Origin of the sequence: Streptomyces sp. WMMC1477 (genome assembly GCF_027460245.1) — a bacterium.
Taxonomy (GTDB): domain Bacteria; phylum Actinomycetota; class Actinomycetes; order Streptomycetales; family Streptomycetaceae; genus Streptomyces.
Map to the genome: position 1 here is coordinate 2672219 of NZ_JAPZBD010000003.1, position 18074 is coordinate 2690292.

An 18074-nucleotide genomic window follows, 5' to 3' on the forward strand; every position below is an offset into this window, starting at 1 on the left:
GGGGGCTACGGGGGTCGACCATCTGAGCCCGCAGTACCCGCGGAGACCCGCCCCACGCGTGGCAAGCGGGTGCGGGGTCCGGGGCGGAGCCCCGGAAAAAGAGCCGCCGCGACGGCGGCGAACCCCTACGGGGAGGGTCCCGGCGGAATCGCCGGGCGCCCCAGCCGCGACGTGGGAAGCCGACCCCTAGGTCACCCGGAGGCCGGCGAAGGCCATGCGGACGACGGCGGCGGCGACCTCGGGCGCGGCCGAGCCGCGCTCGGGCCGGTACCACTCAACGATCGAGTTGATCATGCCGAAGAGGAGCCGGGTGGCCAGCCGCACGTCGATGTCGGTGCGCAGGTCGCCCTCGGCCGCCGCCTGCTTGAGCAGCTCGGCGACCTGCTGGTCGAACTCCCGGCGGCGGGCCAGCGCCCACCGCTCGGTGTCCGTGTTGCCGTGTACCCGCAGCAGCAGCGTCACGTACGGCAGCTCGGCCATCAGCACCTCGGCCGTGCGCCGCGTGACGTACTCCAGCCGCTCGATCGCCCGCCCGCCGCGCGCGCCCGGCTCGGCGAGGATGCCGAAGAGGCCGTCCAGCGCCCGGCTGACGGCCCGGCGCAGCAGCTCCTCCTTGCCGCGCACGTGGTGGTAGATGGACGACTTGGAGATCCCGGCGGCCTTCGACAGGTGCTCCATGCTCGTGCCGTCGTAGCCACGCTCGTTGAACACGCGCACCGCAACGGCCAGCAGGGTGTCCGGGGTGTAGGTGTCGCGGCGTGCCATGGTCACGATTGTCCCCCGATCGGCCCACAGCGGCGCAGCAGGCCCTGGGACGGGGCGTAGCGGCCGGTGGGGTAGGCGGCGTGCAGGGCGCGCAGGACGCCCACGGCCCAGCCGCTGCCGAGCGCGTCGCACCACTCCAGCGGGCCGCGCGGGTAGTTCACCCCGAGCCGCATCGCGGTGTCGACGTCGGCCTCGGTGGCCACGCCGCGGGCGACGGCGTCGGCGGCGAAGTCGGCCAGCATCGCCACCGTGCGGGCCACGACCAGGCCGGGGACGGGCTCGACGAGGCTGACCCGCTTGCCCAGAGCTTGGAAGAGCCCGGCCGCGGCCGCGCGGTCGGTCTCGGGGACGTCGTCGGCGCAGCCGAGGGCGACCCGCTCCGCGGTGCGGTAGTCGAGGGCGAGGTCGAGGTGGATCTCCCCGGGGGCGGGCGCGTGGCCGTTCGCGGGGCACAGCTTCGAGCCGCCGGGCAGGACGAGGTGCCCGGCGGAACCGGGCTCCGCCTCCCCGGCCTCCGTCCGGACGACGCCGATCCCGGCCTTCTCCAGCAGCGCGGGCAGCACGGCGGCCGGGCCGAGCGAGCCGTGCACCGTCACCTGGCGCGGGGCCGGGTGCGGGGGCATCGTGTGCGGTTCGGCGCCCGCCGCCCCGTCCCCGTGGGGGAACCAGCCGTGCCCGGACTTGCGGCCCAGCCGCCCGGACTGCACCAGCCGCTGCTGGGCGAGGGACGGGGTGAACTTCGGGTCCTGGAAGAAGGACGACCAGACACTGCGCGTGACGGCCTCGTTGACGTCCTGCCCGATGAGGTCGGTGAGCTCGAACGGGCCCATCCGGAAGCCGCCGCTCTCCCGCAGGACGGCATCCAGCGTGGCCGGGGCCGCGGCGCGCTCCTCCAGCAGCCGGAAGGACTCCGCGTAGAACGGCCTGGCCACCCGGTTGACGATGAACCCCGGGGTGTCGGTGCAGCGCACCGGTGTCTTGCCCCAGGCCGCGGCCAGGTCGCGGGCCCGGACGGCGGCGGCCTCGTCCGTCGCGTGGCCGCTGACCACCTCCACGAGAGGCAGCAGCGGCGCCGGGTTGAAGAAGTGCAGGCCGAGGAAGCGCCCGGGGCGGCGCAGCGCGCCCGCGATGGCCGTCACGGAGAGGGAGGAGGTGTTCGTGGCCAGCAGGCAGTCCCCGCCGACGACCGACTCCAGGGCCTCGAAGAGCAGCTGCTTGGCGCCCAGCTCCTCCAGCACGGCCTCGATGACGATCTCCGCGTCGGCCAGCTCGCCCAGCTCGGCCGCGGCGTGCAGCCGGGAGACGGCGGCCTCGCGGGCCCCGGCCGTCATCCGGCCCTTCTCCACCAGCCGGTCGAGCCGCCCGGTGATGGCCGCGGCGGCCTGCTCGGCCCGCCCGGGCGCCACGTCGTGCAGCCGTACCCGGTGCCCGGCGACCAGCGCCACCTGGGCGATGCCCTGCCCCATCGTGCCCGTCCCGACCACGGCGACCGTGCCGAACGCCCCGTCCGACCGTGCGGTCTGCGGTGCCTTGTCCTCGCTGGCCATTTCCACCCCTTGTCCCGACCGATCGTTCGGTTACTCTAGCCGTTGTCCGCAAGCTCGCGCACAGCCCGACGAGGAGTTGGTCTTCGATGACCACAGCGCTCAGCGCCAGGAAGCTGATCGACCAGCACCGCCCCACGCTCGACCAGGCCCTGGAGACCATCCGCAGCCGGGCCTACTGGTCGCCCTTCCCGGAGCACCCCAAGGCCTACGGGGAGAACGGCTCGCTGAGCGCGGCCGAGGGGCAGGCCGCCTTCGACGCGCTGCGCGGCGCCCGCTTCGAGCTGGACCAGCCGGGCACCGACGGCTGGACGGGCGGCGAGCGCTCCCCCTACGGCGTCGACCTCGGCATCGAGTACCCGCACGCCGACGCGGACGTCCTGCTGCCCGCCATGCGCGCGGCCGTCCCGGGCTGGCGGGACGCCGGGCCCGAGACACGGGCGGCCGTCTGCCTGGAGATCCTCAGCCGGATCAACGCGCGCACCCACGAGTTCGCCCAGGCCGTCATGCACACCAGCGGGCAGGCCTACATGATGGCGATGCAGGCCGGCGGCCCGCACGCCCAGGACCGCGGCCTGGAGGCCGTCGCCTACGCCTACGCCGAGCAGACCCGCACCCCCGACGCCGCCGTCCGCTGGACCAAGCCGCAGGGCAAGCGGGACCCGCTGGAACTGACGAAGGAGTTCACCGCCGTCCCGCGCGGCGTCGCCCTCGTCATCGGCTGCAACACCTTCCCCACCTGGAACGGCTACCCGGGCGTCTTCGCCTCCCTGGCCACCGGCAACGCCGTCCTCGTCAAGCCGCACCCGCGCGCCGTGCTGCCGCTCGCGCTCACCGTGCGCATCGCCCGCGAGACCCTCGCCGAGGCCGGCTTCGACCCCAACCTCGTCGCCCTGGCCGCCGAGCGGGACGGCGAGGGCATCGCCAAGACGCTCGCCACCCGCCCCGAGATCCGCATCGTCGACTACACCGGCGGCTCCGCCTTCGGCGACTGGCTGGAGGCCAACGCCCGCCAGGCGCAGGTCTTCACCGAGAAGGCCGGGGTCAACACGATCGTGTTCGACTCCACCGACGACTACCGCGGCATGCTCGCCAACGTCGCCTTCTCGCTGTCCCTCTACAGCGGCCAGATGTGCACCACCCCGCAGAACCTGCTCATCCCGCGCCAGGGCATCGAGACCGACGCCGGGCACAAGACGTACGACGAGCTCGTGGCCGACCTCGCGGGCGCCGTGGACAAGCTCCTGGGCGACGACGCCCGCGCCACCGCGCTGCTCGGCGCCATCGTCAACCCGGGCGTCGGCGAGCGGCTCGACGCCGCGCCCTCGCTCGGCGAGCTCGCCCTCGCCTCCCGCACTGTCGAGCACCCCGAGTTCCCCGACGCCACCGTGCGCACCCCGGCCATCGTCAAGCTCGACGCCGCCGCGCCGGAGGCCGAGTCCGCCTACCTCAGCGAGTGCTTCGGCCCGGTCTCCTTCGCCGTCGCCGTCGACTCCACGGCCGACGCCGTCGCGCTGCTGCGCCGCACCGTGCGCGAGCAGGGTGCCATGACGGTCGGCGCCTACACGACCGACGCCGAGGCCGAGCGGCTCATCGAGGACGCCTGCCTGGAGGAGTGCGCCCAGCTCTCCCTCAACCTCACCGGCGGCGTCTACGTGAACCAGACGGCCGCGTTCTCCGACTTCCACGGCTCCGGCGGCAACCCCGCCGCCAACGCCGCCCTGTGCGACGCGGCCTTCGTCGCACCGCGCTTCCGCATGGTCGAGGTCCGCCGCCAGGCCTGACCCTGACGTCTGATCCCGCCGTCGGCCCCCGCGCACCGTCACCGCGCGGGGGCCGACGGCGAGCCGGGCGCTCAGGGGACGTCGTAGACCGGAAGACAACCGGTGTCGAGCACGATGCCCAACGGCTCCGGCAGCGGCACGTCGTCCCCGAACTCCCCGTGCAGCACGCCCTGGTACTCGCCCGCCTTCGGCCTGCTGTGGAGCGTCCACACGCCGCGCCGAGGGTCGACGCTGAGCAGCAGGCGGACGCCGGCCGCCGCGTACCACTCCCCCTTGCCCGCGATGTCCTTCGTACGCTCGGACTTGGAGATGACCTCCACCGCGAGCTCCACATCCCGTGGGTCGGCCAGCCAGTCGTCGTCCTCGTCCCACTCCTCGGGGAGGATCACGAGATCAGGGGTGCAGTAGTCGTCCGGGTCGTCCGGCATCGCGATCGACGACACCTCGTACGCCCCGAGCCCGTCGGCCAGCACCGGCTCGATCTGCTTGCGCAGCCGCCGGATCACGCCCGCGTGCTTGCCCCGCGGGGTCGGGGACATGACGAGCTTCCCTCCCAGAATCTCGACACGCAGACCGGTCGCCCGCTCGATCTCCTCGGCGACGGAACGCAGGTTTCCGGGACGCGCGCTCATGGCGGGCATCGTCACGTCTTCGCCTCCGCTCCGGTCGGGGAGAGCCCGGCTGGTACTCACCGTACGCGGGAAACGGGCGGGCGGTCAGCCGTTCCGGGGGCGCAGGACCAGTGGTAGAGGGTCATCGCGACGCTCGTGGCGAGGTTGTAGCTGGAGACGTTCGGACGCATCGGCAGCGCCAGCAGGTGGTCGGCCCGCCCCTTCAGCTCCGCCGAGACCCCGTGCCGCTCCGTGCCGAAGGCCAGCACCGCGTCATCGGGGACGACGGACCCGCGCAGGTCGGTGCCCTCCGGATCCAGCACGCACAGCGGCCCCGGCGGCAGCTCCTCCGGCGTCACCCGCTCTACGACCGTCGCGTAGTGCAGCCCCGCCCCGCCCCGCACGGCCGCCGGATGCCACGGGTCGGCCGGCCCCGTCGTGACGACGCCGGTGGCGCCCAGCCCCGCCGCGAGCCGGACGACGGCACCCACGTTGCCCAGGTTGCGCGGGTCCTCCAGCAGCACCACGGGCGCGCTCCGGTGCCGGGCCCGCAGAGCCGCCAGACTGACGTCCCGGCTCCGGCGGGCGGCCAGCGCCGCCACCCCGGTCGGATGCAGCCGGGGCACCAGCTCCCGCAGCACCTCGCCGTCCACCTCGACCACCCGCCCCGCCAGCTCCCCCGCCACGTCCGGCGCCAGCTCCTCGGCGAGCACGCGCACGGCCGCAGCGTCCCGGGCGAGGACGACGCCGACGTCCGCCCCGAACCGCAGCGCGTGCTTCACCGCGTGGAAGCCGTCCAGCAGCACGGCCCCGCCCGCCGCCGAGGCCCGCCACGCCCGCACGGCCCGCACGGCGTCCTGGGTACTTCCTGTGTTCTCCCTGGTCACCGGGCCAGGTTACTGAGCACCATCCCGCTGCGCGGCCGGGTGGGAATCCGGCCCAGCGGGATCGTCAGGTCCTGCGACGGCACCGCGTAGGACAGCTCCGCCAGCCGGGCCGCCAACGCGGCGATCAGCGAGCGCGTCGCCGACTCACCCGGACAGCGGTGGCCCGACTCCGGATCGCCGCCGCCCTGCGGCACCAGCAGCCGCGGGTCGACGCCGCCGTCCAGGAAACGGTCCGGGCGGAAGATGTACGGGTCCCCCCACAGCGCCCGGTCGTGGTTCTGCCCGTACAGGTCCAGCAGCAGCAGCGAGCCGTACGGAATCGGCTCCCCGTGCCACGTCAGGTCCGTCACCGCCCGCCCCGCCACGAACGGCGCGAACGGATAGAAGCGCCGCACCTCGTCCGCGAAGGCATACGCGTACGCCGCGTCCCCCAGCAGCTCCCGGTGCCGCGGCCACCGGTGCAGGGCGTGCGCCGCGAACGCCGCGTACCAGGCCACGGCCGCCGTCGGCCGCAGCACGTTCAGCACCTCCACTGCCGCCACATGCGGCTCCAGCAGCTCCCCGTCCGCGTTGCGGTGCGTCGCGATCCGCTCCAGCGCCGAGCCCCGCGGCGTCTCCACCCCACCCGAACGGACGCCCTCGACCAGCTCCACCAGCCACGCCTCCCGCTCCACCCGCGCCTTCCGCCCGCGCCAGTGCCGGGGCCCGGCCGTCGCGAAACCGTCCACCATGGCCAGCAGGTCCGCCGCCAGCGGCCGCGCCTCGTGCCCGGCCAGCGGCACCCCCGCCCACCGGGCCACGGCCAGCGTGAGCACCACCCCCGCCTCGTCGAACAGCACGATCCTGCCGTCCCCCAGCCACCCCGGCAGCGCCTCCTCCCAGGCCGCCGCGAAGCCCTCCGCCAGCGCCTCCACCCGCTCCGGCGGGGAGACCACGTCCATCAGCAGCGCCTTGCGCTCCCGGTGCGCCTCCCCGTCCAGCGACTGCACCCCGCCACGCCCGAACAACGTGGCCATCACCGGCTCCGGGAGCGCCGCCCGCCGCGCCACGTGCCGGTCGTCGTAGAAGAACCGCACCGCCTCCGGGCCCCGCAGCCCCACGGCCGGGTGCCCCAGCAGCCGGGTGCGGACGACGGGGCCGGTGTGGGTCCGCCACCGGTCCGGCAACCATGCGTAACCTTCGGCGGCGAGGGCGAGAGTGCTGTCCATGGCGCCTTCGGTTGCCCGCACCGTCCCCTTCCGAAACGGCAACCGCGATGAGTTTCCGCCGCCCGGGGCGTCCAAACCGCCAGGAATCCGCGTCACCCCGCGTCCGGAGGACACCCCCAGCGATGACCCACACCACCCACACCACCGGCCACGTCGCCGCGCCCCGCCGCGAGGTCTACCGAGCCCTGCTCGACCCCGAGGCCGTCCCCCGCTGGCGCGTCCCGGCGGGCATGAGCTGCCGCGTCCACACCTTCGAGCCCCACGAGGGCGGCGCCTTCCGCGTCTCCCTCACCTACGACGACCCGGCGAGCACCTCCGGCAAGTCGACCTCGCACACCGACACCTACCACGGCCGCTTCACCCGGCTCGTGCCGGACGCGGAGGTCGTGGAGGAGATGGAGTTCGAGTCCCCGGACCCGGCGTTCCAGGGCCTGATGACCATCACGACGACGCTCACCGACGCCCCCGGCGGCGGCACCGACGTCACCGTGCTGCACACCGACCTCCCCGAGGCCGTCGCCCCCGCCGACAACGAGACCGGCATGCGCATGGCCCTCGACAACCTCGCCCGGCTCCTGGAACACCCCGCGTGAGGCACGCACCTCCGCCCGGTCAGAGGTCGGCCAGCAGGCCGTCGAGCGGGGCGGGCACGCCGTCGGGGTCGAGCGCCTCGACGAGGACCCGGCCGTAGTGGATCTTGCGGCCCTTCTTCGTCCCGAGGAAACGCCGCAGCCGCTGCTCCCGCGAGCGGTCCCGCTGCGCGGGCTGGCTCAGGAAGCTCCGCAGCGGGCGCACCTCGCCCGCCGCCCGGACGGGGTCGGCGATCCGGACGGGGAAGTGGGCATCGGGCTGACGTCCGGTGCGTCCGGGACGCTGATGGCTCTGCTCGGCCTGGTGCTGCTGAGGAAGGGCCTCACGGGTCCCGCAGCCCGGCTCAGACGGCCATGATCTGCACGTCGTACTTCGGAATCCACTTGCCCCGGGTGACCAGGGTCAGCCCTTCGACCTGCGCCTGGGCGATCAGCACCCGGTCGAAGGGGTCCCTGTGGTGCACCGGCAGCTTCCCCGCCCGGACACCGTGCCCCGCAGTGATGGGCAGGCTACGGAACTGGCTGTCACGGACCCGCTCCGCAAGGTCGTCCGGACCGATCAACTTGCCCAGCGACAGCTTGATCGCGATCTCCCAGGGCGTCACGGCGCTGACGTACACGCTGGGCTCGACCTCAAGCAGATCCTTCACGTCCCCGGCGAGCTCGGGAGAGTCCTCAAGCCACCACAGGACGACGTGTGTGTCCAGCAGCAGCCTCATCAGCGCATCCCGAAAGCGTCGGCAAGATCGTCGGGGAGCTCGTCGAAATCGTCCCGGATCTCGATCAGCCCGCGCAGCGAACCGCGCCCGCTCCGCCTCACGCTGGAACGCAGTGGAACGACCTTGGCGACAGGCTCCCCTGCCTTGCTGATCACGACTTCCTCACCACCGGCGACCTGTTCCAAGATGCGCGAGAGGTGTGTCTTGGCTTCGTGCACGTTGTACTGACGGGCTTCTTCCATCGCTGCCTCGCATAGAGATCCGCCCACTGGACTAAGCGCTGGACTAAGCATAGCGCCGCCCTCGCCCACGCGTGCCGGATGCGGCGCGGGCCGCCTCGAAGGCGGCGCGGGCCTTGGCGGCACCGGGTGGGAGTCCGGGGCCCGGGTCCGGCGGCGGGATGAGGCCCGCGCAGCGGCGGCAGATCCCGGAGACCTGCCCTCGGGGCAGCGGGTCGCAGCATTCGGCACACTCCGCGAGCGGCGGCGACGCCGAGGGCTTGGACGGTTCCGGCGGGGCGACGGGCGGGGGCAGCTTCTCCCGCAACCGGTGCGCCAGCAGCTTCGCCGGTGCGTACACCCGGCCGGGCAGGCCGGCCGTCATCGCCTCCCGGAACTCCGCCAGGCTCACGCCTCTGGCCAGCCACTCCCGCGCCAGCGGCGCCAGCCGCGCCGCCTCGGCAAGGCCCAGCCGCAGCCGGGGCTCAGCCCGGCCCACGTCGACCAACGCCCGCACGGCGGCCCCGTCCGGTTCCGGGCCGGGGGACGGTTCCGGCGCCTCGTCCCGCGCGGCGTCCCGCCCCGCGCCGGGCGCCGCGTCGGGCGCCGCGTCGGGCTCGGGCGTGGGCTCGGGGCGGGGAGGGTGGTGGGTGTTCTCCCCGTTGTTCTCAAGGGGTTGCTCGCCGAGCGCCTGCTCCGGCGGCGGGCCGACCGGCGGGTCCTGGTCAGTCGGCGGATGCCCAACAGTGCAGGCGGCGAACGCGGCGTCCACCTCCTCCGGCGTCCTCAGCGCGGTGTTGGACACCAGCACGACCGTCCTCCACCGCCCGCTCTCCGCGCACTGGAGGTGCCGGGTGTGCACGTACCCCTCTTCGGTGAGCTGACCGCGCGCCTTGCGGACGGCCATCCGCCCCTCGGGCATCTTCTCCGCGAGCGAGGTCAACGTCTCGCGGGACTCCGCGGGCAGCGACAACGCCCAGCTCAGCAGACGGACGGCCGTCCCGTTCAGACGCGGGTTGCGGATGAGTTCGTTGGGAATCTGTGAGTAGAAGCGCGTCGGCGCGCTAACATGCCGGAACATCTCGGGTCTCCTTGTGACCTTGACGATGGAGGCCCTCAACCGGTGTGGCTAGCACCGTTGTTGAGGGCCGTCTTCTTTGCGGACGGAACGTAATACTGACGTCACGTTATTCCACACAGTGACCTGCATGTGCCACTCGGTCACGAGCGGTCAAATATCGCCCCTACTGCGACGGTTCAGCTCGCGAAGGCGAGCAGAAAGCCGCTCGTCCGGTGTCGCCGCCCGGAGGAGATCCGGTGGGCAGTCCCACTCCCGTCCGCCCAGCAGCGGCCGGAGCTGGACATACGCCCCGCCCTGGGCCATGACCTCCCCGACCCGGCCGTCCCGCGTGTCCACCGCGCACGCCCCGCGCGGCGGCGGCGCCGTCACAGCCCCTCCCGCTGCCGCAGGACGACGACGAGCCGGCGCACCGTCTCCAGGTTGCACCGCCCCAGGTCGATCAACGGCGACGGCTCGCTCCCCGCCGCCGACACCGGGTCGATCCGCAGCGACGGCAACACCACCGCCGACTTGCGCAGTTGCTCCCGGAGATCGTTCGCCGCCTCCTCCGCCTCCCGCAGCCGCGCCAGCGCGTTCCGGCGTCCGTCGGTCATCGCCATGTGTCTCTTCGCCTTTCACGTTGGGTATCCCCGTTCAGCACACAGCGTGGCGCCTCGAATCTACGATGTGCAGTGTCAAGCCCTTCAGGACCAGAAGGCTGAAACGAGGCGAACGCATGCCTGCTGCAAAGCCACTTGACCCCCGCGCGTCCATGGCCGCCTACCTCGGCTCCCGCGTCCGCAAGCGCCGCGAGGCGCTGGGCTGGACGCAGCGGGAACTGGGCTGCCAGGTCCACGTCACCCACAACCGCATCGCCCAGATCGAGCTGGCGACGGACCCGCCACCGAGAGCACTCGCCGAAGCCATCGACCTCGCGCTCGACGCCGACGGCGAGATCACCGACCTCTGGTGGCACATGACCCGCGAGACCTACGTCGACTGGGCTCGCGCGTACATGGAGAAGGAGGCCCGCGCAGTCAAGATGCTCACGTACGCCGCACACTCGGTGCCCGGACTTCTCCAGACGGCTGCCTACGCACGAGTCAGCCTTCGTGAGGGGCTTCCCAACCTGAGCGAGGAAGAGTTGGATCGCCAGGTAGAGGCACGCATCGCCCGTCACCTGCTGTTGGAAGGGGGTGACCCACCATTTCTCTGGGCCGTCCTCGATCAATCGGCTCTACGCCGGGTCGTCGGCGAGAAGGCCACAATGCACGAGCAGTTGAACTACCTGCTGGAGATGGCGCAGCGGCCTAACGTCACCCTTCAAGTGTTGCCCTTTGAAGCAGAACAACACCCGGTGACCGGCGGATCACTCACGCTTCTCTCACTGCCAGACGGTCCAGACGTTGCCTACCTGGAGGGCTACGGCTGCGGCGAATTGGTAGAGGTCCCCGATCGAGTGACCCGATACGCTCATGCCTACGACCTCTTGCAGGTCCACGCACTCCCACCGGCCGCTTCGGAGCGCCTGATCCGGGACACGATGAAGGAGCACTACGCATGAGCCACGGGCCGCTCGACCTGAGCACTGCCATCTGGTGCAAGTCCAGTCAAAGCGACAACACCGGCGGTGCCTGCGTCGAGGTGGCCCGTGACTTCCCCGGGGCCGCGAGGTGGCGCAAGTCCAGCCACAGCGACAAGTCCTATGGAGGCTGCGTCGAGGTGGCGGACGGGTGTGAGGGGGTCGTCCCGGTCCGGGACAGCAAGCGTGCCGAGGGGGACGTGCTCGTGTTCCCCGCCGTCGCGTGGACCGCGTTCATCGCCGACGTCTCCACATGACCTCGTACCGCATACGCGCGGCCGCGCTCGTGCTCCTCGCCGTCCTGGTCTCCGGGTGCGGCTCCGAGGACGCCCCGGAGTGGACGCCGCCGCAGAGCAGGCAGGAGGCCGAGGCGCTGCTTGAGCGTGTCTCGCTCGAACCCGACGACTGGGGTGAGGAGTTCGCGCCCAGCGAAGACTTCTACGAGCACGGACGCGTGACCCGGTGAAACGGCTGGCGGCGTGGGCCTGGCACGCGATGCGCGGGTCGGTGCAGTGGCGGCTGCTGTGGTGGGCCAACGCGACGTTCATGGTGGGCGTGACCGGCGTCGTCCGGGACGAGGCGGGACGGGTCCTGCTGCTGAAGCACCGGCTGTGGCCGGAGGGGCGGCAGTGGGGGCTGCCGTCGGGCTTCGCGGTGCGGGGCGAGGAGTTCGGCCGCACCGTCGAGCGCGAGGTGAAGGAGGAGACCGGGCTGGACGTGCGGGCCGGTGAGCTGATCCACCTCAGGAGCGGCTTCCGGCTGCGGGTGGAAGTGGCGTACGAGGCCGAGTTCGTCGGCGGGACGCTCGAGCTCGACGCGTTCGAGATCCTCGACGCCGGGTGGTTCGCGCCCGACGCCCTCCCCGAGGCCCTCCAGCCCGCCCACCTCCCGCTGATCCACCGCACCGGGCCTCACAGGACCTGAGCGCATCCCGGGTTCCCCGGGGGCGAGGGCCGGGTCGTACCCGGCACGTGCGCTTCCATGATCACAGACCGTGATGTTTCCGTGATGTGAACCACAAGCTACGTGTGAGTAATCTAACCGGCGGAAGCACTGGCCTGCTTCTGCCGTGGGACGCGCGCTCCCTGAAACCTCCCCCACCTCGCAGCTCCGGCTGCGTGACTGACAGGAGTACAGATGCGCCTGCGTCATGCCCTCGCGTCCTTCAGCGCCCTGCTGGCCGCTGCTCTGGTCGTCCCCCTCACCTCAGCCCCCGCACAGGCCAACACCGCCGATCCCGTCGTGTTCGTCCACGGCTTCGCCGGGAAGAGCGGGCAGTTCTCCACGATGACCGAGGACTTCAAGGCGAACGGTTACAGCGACGACCAGCTCCACGTCTTCGGGTACAACTCGTTCCGCTCGAACGCCACCATCGCCGGGCAGCTGTCCGACTACATCGACGGCGTCCTCGCACAGACCGGCGCCAGCAAGGTCGACATCGTCACCCACTCGATGGGCGGCCTCTCCTCGCGCTACTACCTCAAGAACCTCGGCGGCACGGCCCACGTCGACGACTGGGTGTCGCTCGGCGGGCCGAACAACGGTACCGCGATCGCCGGGTTCTGTAGCTTCCTCATCACCTCCTGCAAGGAGATGCGCGCCGGGTCGAGCTTCCTGGACCAGCTCAACGCCGGAGACCCGACCCCGGGCAACGTCCAGTACACGACCTTCCGTTCGCCCTGCGATCTCGTCATCAACCCGATCAGCAGCACGATCCTGTCCGGCGCCGACAACCGGAAGACCTCCTGCCTCGGGCACATCGGGATGATCTCGAACGACGGCGTCGTCGACGCCGTCCGCAACGTGGTCCGCTGACCCGCGCACGCCCCGTGGCCGGGCCCGCGCCGGCGTCCCCCGATGCCGGCGCGGGCCCGGTGCGTGCGGCGGGTGCGCGGAGCGGTGCCCGCGGGAACGCCGCCCGCAGCCGGAGCGCGCCCGCGCCGGGGCATCAGGCCGGTCACCTGCGCCACGCAGGACATCCACGTGCGGCAGGGCCACCGCCGACGGGGCCCCGGGAGCCGGGGTCAGCGGTAGTCGGGGTTGGGGAAGTCGAAGCGGCAGCCCGCGTCCCACCGGGAGCGCTGGTTGCCGTGGGCGGGGAAGCCGCCCGCGTCCTTGAGCAGCCGGGCCATGTGCAGGAGGTTCCAGCTCATGAAGGTGGTGTTGCGGTTGGTGAAGTCGTTCTCGGGCCCCCCGGAGCCGGGGTCGAGGTAGGAGGGGCCGGGCCCGGCCGCGCCGACCCAGCCGGAGTCGGCCTGGGGCGGGATGGCGTAGCCGAGGTGCTGGAGGGAGTAGAGGACGTTCATGGCGCAGTGCTTGGCGCCGTCCTCGTTGCCGGTGATCAGGCAGCCTCCGGCCCGACCGTAGTACGCGTACTGCCCGGCGTCGTTGAGAACGGCGGAGCAGGCGTAGAGGCGCTCGATGACGCGCTTCATCACCGAACTGTTGTCGCCGAGCCAGATCGGTCCGGCGAGGACGAGGATGTCGGCGTCCATGACGCGCGGGTAGAGCACGGGCCACGCGTCGCTCGCGGCACCGTGCTCGGTCATGTCCGGATAGACGCCGGGGGCGAGGTCGTGGTCGACGGCGCGGATCTGGTCCACGCGCACGCCCTGGGCCTCCATGACCCCGCGGCTGATGTCGATGAGGCCCTGGGTGTGGCTCTGCTCGGGCGAGGGCTTGAGCGTGCAGTTGACGAACAGGGCGCGCAGGTCGTCGTAGCGGCGCTCGGGCGGGGCGGGTGCGGTGTCGGCCACGGGAGCTCCTTGGCGGGGGGGCGGGTGCTCCTCTCATCCAACCCGCGCGGGCACCCGGTGACGGCCGACCGCCTCCGCGCACCCGCCCAGGTTCACCCGTCCGGGAGACCCGGCGTCCCCATCGTCACGGGTTGCGGACGACGCGGGCCCTGCCGTCCGACGGGTGCGAGGACCGGGCCCCCGGGTCGGCCGACCGGTCGGGCCCCGCGGTGTGGGCACCCTCACAGAGGGGCGGGCGCGGGGGCGGCTAGCGTGCGGTCGAGGGGCGGTGTTGCCGTGCCGTCCGCCGCTGTCGGCGATCCGGGTCCGGGCCCGGGCGTTCCAGAAGGGAACTCCTCTATGTCCAGGGGTACTGCGCGTCTCCGTACTACTGCCGCCGCCGCTGCCTGCGTCGTGGCGCTGGCCACCCTGACCGCCGCGTGCGGCGACGACGGGGACGGCGGCACCGGGCCGGCCGCAACCGACGGCGCGTCCGGCCGGGATACGGCGGAGAAGGACCCGGGCGCGGACGCCGGAGGGGACGGCGGAGAGGACGGCACGGTGCCGAAGGAGCTGCGGTTCACCGCCACCACCCTCGACGGCTCCGGGTTCGACGGCGCCTCCCTGGCCGGGGAGAGCGCCGTGTTCTGGTTCTGGGCGCCGTGGTGCACGGTGTGCGCCGCCGAGGCCCCGCACGTCAAGGAGGCGGCCGAGGAGTACGGCGAGGACGTGACGTTCGTCGGCGTTCCCGGCAAGGGCGGCACCGCGGACATGGAGAAGTTCGTCTCCGCCCACCAGCTCGACGGGTTCCAGCACGCCGTGGACGCGGACGGCACGGTGTGGTCCCGCTTCGGCGTGGCCGCCCAGCCCGCCCTGGCGTTCGTGGACAAGACCGGCAAGGTGGAGGTCGTGCCCGGGACGATGAGCGCGGACCAGCTGAGCCAGCGCGTCGCGGAGCTGGCCGGTCCGTGAGCTCCGTGCCCTACTCCCTCGCGGTGACGGCGGGCATGCTCGCCGCCGTCAATCCGTGCGGTTTCGCCCTGCTCCCCGCCTACCTCGGGCTGTTCGTGGGCAGCGGGGCGGGCGAGCGGGGCGGCCGTGCGGCCGCCCTGCGCCGGGCCGGGGTGGCCACGGCGGCGATGACCGGGGGTTTCACCCTCGTCTTCGGTGCCTTCGGACTCGTCGTCTCGCCGCTCGCGCTCTCCGTCGAGCGGTGGCTGCCGTGGGTCACGGTGTTCATCGGCCTCGTCCTCCTGCTGACCGGCGGCTGGCTGCTCGGCGGGCGCGAACTGCGGCTGCCGGTGCCGCGACTCACGCCGCGCGGTGACGGGCGTCCGTCGGACTCCGCGCGCTCGATGGGCCTGTACGGCGTCTCCTACGCCGTCGCCTCGCTCTCCTGCACGGTCGGGCCGTTCCTGGCCCTGACGTCGACGGCCTTCCGGGGCGGCAGCGTCCCCGGCGTGATCGGCGTCTTCCTGGCCTACGCGGCCGGCATGGGGGTGGTCGTCGGCGTCCTGACCCTGGCCGTCGCGCTGTCCCGGCAGGCACTGATCGCCCGTATCCGCGGCGCCCTGCCGTACGTCACCCGGGCCAGCGGCATCCTGCTGATCCTGGCCGGGGCCTATGTGGCGTACTACGGGTGGTACGAGCTGCGGGTGCTGAGCGGCGAGGGCGCGGACGACCCGGTGGTCACGACCGCCACCGAGTGGCAGGGCGAGATCACCCGCTGGCTGAACGACCTGGGCTTCTGGCCGGTCGCGGGCGCGGCAGCGGTGCTGCTGGCGGTCCTGGCCGCGGTCGGTTCGCTGCGCCGTCGGCGTACAGACCGGCCGACGGCGCCGTCCGGGGTCCGCGGCCGGGCGGGGGAGTGAGGCCCGGCGTCCGGGATCACGCCGGTGGGTCCTCCCCCCGGCCGGGCCGGTCGGAGCCGGCGCGGTGGGGGAAGACGGACGCGGGCTCGGGAGCCGTCGGCGCCGCGGCCGGGGCCGCGGCGTCCGGGGCGGGGGCGTGTTCGGGGGAGGTGCGGGGGGCGGGGACGGGAACCGGAGGGCCTGGGCGGCGGCGGGGCCGGAGGCGGGCCGTCAGGCCGGAGGCGCGGGCGCCGAGCCAGAGCAGGAAGACGGTGGGCAGGAAGACGGCGTCGGCCGCGATCATCGCCATGGAGAAGAAGGGCAGGCCCAGGATCACGGCGATCGAGAGGTGCTCGACGATCATGGCGGCTAGCAGGACGTTCTTGACCCGTCGGTTGAACAGCGTGAACGGGAAGGCGACCTGGACGATCACCGTGCCGTAGCTGATCAGCATCACCATGACCCCGTTACTCCCCAGCAGCTCGGAGAGGGCGGGCCAGGGGGAGAAGTAGTCGAGGTGCATCGGGTAGTAGACCGCGGTGCCGTCCTGCCAGCGCGAGCCCTGCACCTTGTACCAGCCGGCGGTCGCGTAGATGAGGCAGACCTCGGCCATGATCACGAGCAGGGCGCTGTTGTGCAGCAGGTTGGTCAGGCCGTCGAACGTCGTACGGACCGCCGCGGAGCCGAAGCGGCGGACGGCCCACCAGGCTGCCTGGGCGAGCCAGAGCGCGCAGAAGACGAGGATCCAGCCGATGGACAGCAGACCGAGGGCGATGCTCGTGACCAGGGCGATCCCGGTGACGGCGGCGAGCACGATCCCGGTGACGTCCGGGCCGTCGTCGGCCTGCCGGCGACGGCGGGCGCGCCGGGCGTCGAGGGACCACACCTGGCCGCAGCGGGTCAGGACGAGGTAGATCGCCATCAGGTGGATGACGTTGTCGCCGCCGTCGCCCATGAAGACGCTGCGGTTCTGCAGCGACAGCACGCCGATCATGAAGAAGACGGACGCCGTGCGCGTGCGCCAGCCGACGAGGAGGGCCGCGCTGGCGGCGATCGCGAGGAGATAGACGGCCTCGAACCAGAGCGTGCCGTCCGACCACAGCAGGACGGTGAAGGCGTCGTTGCGGTCGATCAGCCGCTCGGCGAGCGTGAAGCTCCACGGGGAGTCGGGGCCGTACAGCTCGTGGCGGTGGGGGATCTCGCGCAGGAGGAAGAACAGCCAGGTCGCGGCGAAGCCGATGCGGACGATCGCCGTCTGGTACGGGCCCAGCGCGGAGCCGGTGACGCGCAGGAAGCCGGTCAGCAGGGCGCGGTCGAAGCGGATGGCGAGGGGCTGCCGGCGGGCGGGATCGGCGCCAGGCGCGGGCGCGGACCCGGGACCGGGCGGGGGCGGGGTGGCGGAGGCCGGGTGGTGCGTCATCGGGCGGCCTCCGGGATGTCGGCGCTGGCGACGGGCCACCACGGCAGGACGCGGTAGCGGGTGCTGGTGTCCACGGACTCGTTGCTCCACTTCGGGCGCTCGACGGTCGTGCGGGCGGAGCGCAGCTGGAGCTTGGTGACGCGGTCGACGTCGAGGCGGTCCGCGAGGCGCAGCATCGCGATGCGCTTCACGTACGTCTCGGACATCTCGCCGCGCGGGCCGGTGGGCCGGTTGTCGTCGTCGTGGGAGCCCTTGAAGAAGTCCCAGGCGCGGCGCAGTTCGTTCTGGTCGGTGTGGCTGGGGAACGGGTTGCCGCGGATGTTCCCGGCGTCGATCGCGGTGAGGTCGACCCAGCCGGTGCGCCGCAGGGTGCCGTCCTCGTCGCGGATCTCGGCGCGCGCGTGCACGGCGATGTTCTGCTGCAGCGGGTTGGGGGCGAAGAGCCGCCAGTTCTGCTCGAACTCCGGGTAGATGTAATCGTCCAGCGTCTCGTCGTGCTGCCGGCTGACGGTGTTGGACGGTGCGACGTGGAGGAAGACGGCGGCGAGGTGCGCGGCGACCACGACGGCGAGCACGGCCGCGGCCACGACGAGGACCAGCTTCGAGGCCAGCGGCAGGGATATGACGCCGCCGGCCGCGTCCCCGGGAGGCGGCCCGGCGGGCCCCGGGGGCGCGGGGAGGGTCAGGGCCTGGTCGGAGCCCTGCGCCGCACCGCGGTCGGGGTCGGTGCCGATGTCGGTGCCGGTGCCGGGACGGGGTGACGCGGCCTGGTCGGGGCCGTCGTCGGTGTCGGAGACCTCGCGGGGCTCAGGGGGCCCGGGGACCCCGGGGACCCCGGGGGCTTCGGGGACCTCGGGGGCTTCGGGGACCTCGGGGGCTTCGGGGACCTCGGGGACCTCGGGGGCCTCGGCGGACCCGGGGGCGGCCTCCGCCGGGCCCGTCGGCCCGTCCGCGCCGGTGGCCTGCGGCGACGCGGCGTCCCGCGCCCAGGAGGGCGCGGTGGGCCGCCGCGTGGGCGGCTGCTCGTTCGACTCCATGCGTTCCCCGTCTTCCTCGGTGCGTCCCCCCAGAGGTTAGCCACTCCTTGACAGCCGGGACGGG

The 18074-nt window shown here is 72.9% G+C and carries 21 protein-coding genes and 1 pseudogene; 9 read left to right on the forward strand and 13 right to left on the reverse strand.

All coding sequences use genetic code 11. From position 1 onward, the window contains the following. Positions 1–186: 186 nt before the first annotated feature. Entirely contained in the window at positions 187–771 is a 585-nt protein-coding gene (locus O7609_RS12285) for a TetR/AcrR family transcriptional regulator (RefSeq protein WP_269732937.1), read from the reverse strand. Further along, positions 768–2312 carry a 3-hydroxyacyl-CoA dehydrogenase gene (locus O7609_RS12290; protein WP_269732938.1) on the reverse strand — a complete coding sequence of 515 codons (1545 nt, stop codon included), beginning with the start codon at positions 2310–2312 and terminating at the stop codon, positions 768–770. Before O7609_RS12290 ends, O7609_RS12285 begins: the two co-directional genes overlap by 4 nt. A gap of 86 nt (positions 2313–2398) precedes the next feature. On the opposite strand from O7609_RS12290, the gene paaN reads away from it, so the two are divergent. After that, a complete protein-coding gene (gene paaN, locus O7609_RS12295; RefSeq protein WP_269732939.1) occupies positions 2399–4093 on the forward strand; it encodes a phenylacetic acid degradation protein PaaN in 1695 nt (564 codons plus the stop codon). Between the two features lie 71 nt (positions 4094–4164). On the opposite strand, the gene O7609_RS12300 is transcribed toward paaN, so the two are convergent. Genes O7609_RS12300 through O7609_RS12310 form a run of 3 tightly spaced genes read right to left on the reverse strand, consistent with a single transcriptional unit; the run spans position 4165 to position 6799 of the window. Next, complete coding sequence (locus tag O7609_RS12300) at positions 4165–4725, reverse strand: Uma2 family endonuclease (protein WP_269732940.1); 561 nt, start codon at positions 4723–4725, stop codon at positions 4165–4167. A 56-nt stretch (positions 4726–4781) separates the two neighbouring features. After that, the gene (locus O7609_RS12305; RefSeq protein WP_269736917.1) at positions 4782–5591 is read right to left on the reverse strand and encodes a TrmH family RNA methyltransferase; all 810 of its coding nucleotides are present in this window, start codon (positions 5589–5591) and stop codon (positions 4782–4784) included. Beyond that, complete coding sequence (locus tag O7609_RS12310) at positions 5588–6799, reverse strand: cytochrome P450 (protein WP_269736916.1); 1212 nt, start codon at positions 6797–6799, stop codon at positions 5588–5590. Before O7609_RS12310 ends, O7609_RS12305 begins: the two co-directional genes overlap by 4 nt. Before the next feature lie 122 nt (positions 6800–6921). Between O7609_RS12310 and O7609_RS12315 the strand changes: the two genes are divergently transcribed. Beyond that, positions 6922–7392 carry an SRPBCC domain-containing protein gene (locus tag O7609_RS12315; RefSeq protein WP_269736915.1) on the forward strand — a complete coding sequence of 157 codons (471 nt, stop codon included), beginning with the start codon at positions 6922–6924 and terminating at the stop codon, positions 7390–7392. Positions 7393–7411: 19 nt separating this feature from the next. On the opposite strand, the pseudogene O7609_RS12320 reads toward O7609_RS12315, so the two are convergent. From O7609_RS12320 to O7609_RS12345, 5 genes and pseudogenes are all read right to left on the reverse strand, one after another. Next, positions 7412–7609 (reverse strand): annotated as a pseudogene (locus O7609_RS12320) (ATP-dependent endonuclease); the annotation flags it as partial. Between the two features lie 124 nt (positions 7610–7733). After that, the gene (locus tag O7609_RS12325) at positions 7734–8108 is read right to left on the reverse strand and encodes a type II toxin-antitoxin system VapC family toxin (RefSeq protein WP_269736914.1); all 375 of its coding nucleotides are present in this window, start codon (positions 8106–8108) and stop codon (positions 7734–7736) included. Next, positions 8108–8350, reverse strand: a complete 243-nt coding sequence (locus O7609_RS12330; RefSeq protein WP_269736913.1) for a type II toxin-antitoxin system Phd/YefM family antitoxin — start codon at positions 8348–8350, stop codon at positions 8108–8110. The genes O7609_RS12325 and O7609_RS12330 overlap by 1 nt, the downstream gene beginning before the upstream one ends. A gap of 43 nt (positions 8351–8393) precedes the next feature. Continuing rightward, a complete protein-coding gene (locus O7609_RS12335; RefSeq protein ID WP_269736912.1) occupies positions 8394–9407 on the reverse strand; it encodes a hypothetical protein in 1014 nt (337 codons plus the stop codon). A 365-nt stretch (positions 9408–9772) separates the two neighbouring features. Next, positions 9773–10006 (reverse strand): hypothetical protein, encoded by a 234-nt coding sequence (locus O7609_RS12345; protein ID WP_269736910.1) that lies wholly within the window; start codon positions 10004–10006, stop codon positions 9773–9775. Positions 10007–10122: 116 nt separating this feature from the next. Here O7609_RS12345 and O7609_RS12350 point away from each other — a divergent pair, with 116 nt between their 5' ends. From O7609_RS12350 to O7609_RS12370, 5 genes are all read left to right on the forward strand, one after another. After that, the gene (locus O7609_RS12350; protein WP_269736909.1) at positions 10123–10950 is read left to right on the forward strand and encodes a helix-turn-helix domain-containing protein; all 828 of its coding nucleotides are present in this window, start codon (positions 10123–10125) and stop codon (positions 10948–10950) included. Then, entirely contained in the window at positions 10947–11225 is a 279-nt protein-coding gene (locus O7609_RS12355; protein WP_269736908.1) for a DUF397 domain-containing protein, read from the forward strand. The genes O7609_RS12350 and O7609_RS12355 overlap by 4 nt, the downstream gene beginning before the upstream one ends. After that, the gene (locus tag O7609_RS12360) at positions 11222–11434 is read left to right on the forward strand and encodes a hypothetical protein (protein WP_269736907.1); all 213 of its coding nucleotides are present in this window, start codon (positions 11222–11224) and stop codon (positions 11432–11434) included. Before O7609_RS12355 ends, O7609_RS12360 begins: the two co-directional genes overlap by 4 nt. Then, entirely contained in the window at positions 11431–11892 is a 462-nt protein-coding gene (locus tag O7609_RS12365) for an NUDIX domain-containing protein (RefSeq protein ID WP_269743585.1), read from the forward strand. Before O7609_RS12360 ends, O7609_RS12365 begins: the two co-directional genes overlap by 4 nt. Before the next feature lie 213 nt (positions 11893–12105). After that, complete coding sequence (locus O7609_RS12370; RefSeq protein WP_269736905.1) at positions 12106–12783, forward strand: esterase/lipase family protein; 678 nt, start codon at positions 12106–12108, stop codon at positions 12781–12783. A gap of 209 nt (positions 12784–12992) precedes the next feature. Here the strand turns inward: O7609_RS12370 and O7609_RS12375 are convergent, their stop codons facing one another. Further along, complete coding sequence (locus O7609_RS12375) at positions 12993–13724, reverse strand: flavodoxin family protein (RefSeq protein ID WP_269736904.1); 732 nt, start codon at positions 13722–13724, stop codon at positions 12993–12995. A gap of 339 nt (positions 13725–14063) precedes the next feature. Here O7609_RS12375 and O7609_RS12380 point away from each other — a divergent pair, with 339 nt between their 5' ends. Both O7609_RS12380 and O7609_RS12385 read left to right on the forward strand, forming a co-directional pair. After that, positions 14064–14675 (forward strand): redoxin domain-containing protein, encoded by a 612-nt coding sequence (locus O7609_RS12380; RefSeq protein WP_269743586.1) that lies wholly within the window; start codon positions 14064–14066, stop codon positions 14673–14675. After that, positions 14672–15574 carry a cytochrome c biogenesis CcdA family protein gene (locus O7609_RS12385; protein WP_269736902.1) on the forward strand — a complete coding sequence of 301 codons (903 nt, stop codon included), beginning with the start codon at positions 14672–14674 and terminating at the stop codon, positions 15572–15574. Before O7609_RS12380 ends, O7609_RS12385 begins: the two co-directional genes overlap by 4 nt. Positions 15575–15590: 16 nt before the next feature. Here the strand turns inward: O7609_RS12385 and O7609_RS12390 are convergent, their stop codons facing one another. Together O7609_RS12390 and O7609_RS12395 are read right to left on the reverse strand one after the other, a co-directional pair. Continuing rightward, a complete protein-coding gene (locus O7609_RS12390; protein WP_269743587.1) occupies positions 15591–16973 on the reverse strand; it encodes an HTTM domain-containing protein in 1383 nt (460 codons plus the stop codon). Further along, positions 16970–18010 (reverse strand): DUF5819 family protein, encoded by a 1041-nt coding sequence (locus tag O7609_RS12395; RefSeq protein ID WP_269736900.1) that lies wholly within the window; start codon positions 18008–18010, stop codon positions 16970–16972. The genes O7609_RS12390 and O7609_RS12395 overlap by 4 nt, the downstream gene beginning before the upstream one ends. Positions 18011–18074 lie beyond the last annotated feature (64 nt).

What these genes read in the sequence shown, in the direction of transcription:
- O7609_RS12370 (WP_269736905.1), top strand. Translation starts at nt 12,106, where the DNA reads ATGCGCCTGCGTCATGCCCTCGCGTCCTTCAGCGCCCTGCTGGCCGCT.
- O7609_RS12290 (WP_269732938.1), bottom strand. Translation starts at nt 2,312, where the DNA reads ATGGCCAGCGAGGACAAGGCACCGCAGACCGCACGGTCGGACGGGGCG.
- O7609_RS12355 (WP_269736908.1), top strand. Translation starts at nt 10,947, where the DNA reads ATGAGCCACGGGCCGCTCGACCTGAGCACTGCCATCTGGTGCAAGTCC.
- O7609_RS12335 (WP_269736912.1), bottom strand. Translation starts at nt 9,407, where the DNA reads ATGTTCCGGCATGTTAGCGCGCCGACGCGCTTCTACTCACAGATTCCC.
- O7609_RS12325 (WP_269736914.1), bottom strand. Translation starts at nt 8,108, where the DNA reads ATGAGGCTGCTGCTGGACACACACGTCGTCCTGTGGTGGCTTGAGGAC.
- O7609_RS12300 (WP_269732940.1), bottom strand. Translation starts at nt 4,725, where the DNA reads ATGAGCGCGCGTCCCGGAAACCTGCGTTCCGTCGCCGAGGAGATCGAG.
- O7609_RS12315 (WP_269736915.1), top strand. Translation starts at nt 6,922, where the DNA reads ATGACCCACACCACCCACACCACCGGCCACGTCGCCGCGCCCCGCCGC.
- O7609_RS12330 (WP_269736913.1), bottom strand. Translation starts at nt 8,350, where the DNA reads ATGGAAGAAGCCCGTCAGTACAACGTGCACGAAGCCAAGACACACCTC.
- O7609_RS12360 (WP_269736907.1), top strand. Translation starts at nt 11,222, where the DNA reads ATGACCTCGTACCGCATACGCGCGGCCGCGCTCGTGCTCCTCGCCGTC.
- paaN (WP_269732939.1), top strand. Translation starts at nt 2,399, where the DNA reads ATGACCACAGCGCTCAGCGCCAGGAAGCTGATCGACCAGCACCGCCCC.
- O7609_RS12310 (WP_269736916.1), bottom strand. Translation starts at nt 6,799, where the DNA reads ATGGACAGCACTCTCGCCCTCGCCGCCGAAGGTTACGCATGGTTGCCG.
- O7609_RS12390 (WP_269743587.1), bottom strand. Translation starts at nt 16,973, where the DNA reads ATGACGCACCACCCGGCCTCCGCCACCCCGCCCCCGCCCGGTCCCGGG.
- O7609_RS12345 (WP_269736910.1), bottom strand. Translation starts at nt 10,006, where the DNA reads ATGGCGATGACCGACGGACGCCGGAACGCGCTGGCGCGGCTGCGGGAG.
- O7609_RS12395 (WP_269736900.1), bottom strand. Translation starts at nt 18,010, where the DNA reads ATGGAGTCGAACGAGCAGCCGCCCACGCGGCGGCCCACCGCGCCCTCC.
- O7609_RS12380 (WP_269743586.1), top strand. Translation starts at nt 14,064, where the DNA reads ATGTCCAGGGGTACTGCGCGTCTCCGTACTACTGCCGCCGCCGCTGCC.
- O7609_RS12350 (WP_269736909.1), top strand. Translation starts at nt 10,123, where the DNA reads ATGCCTGCTGCAAAGCCACTTGACCCCCGCGCGTCCATGGCCGCCTAC.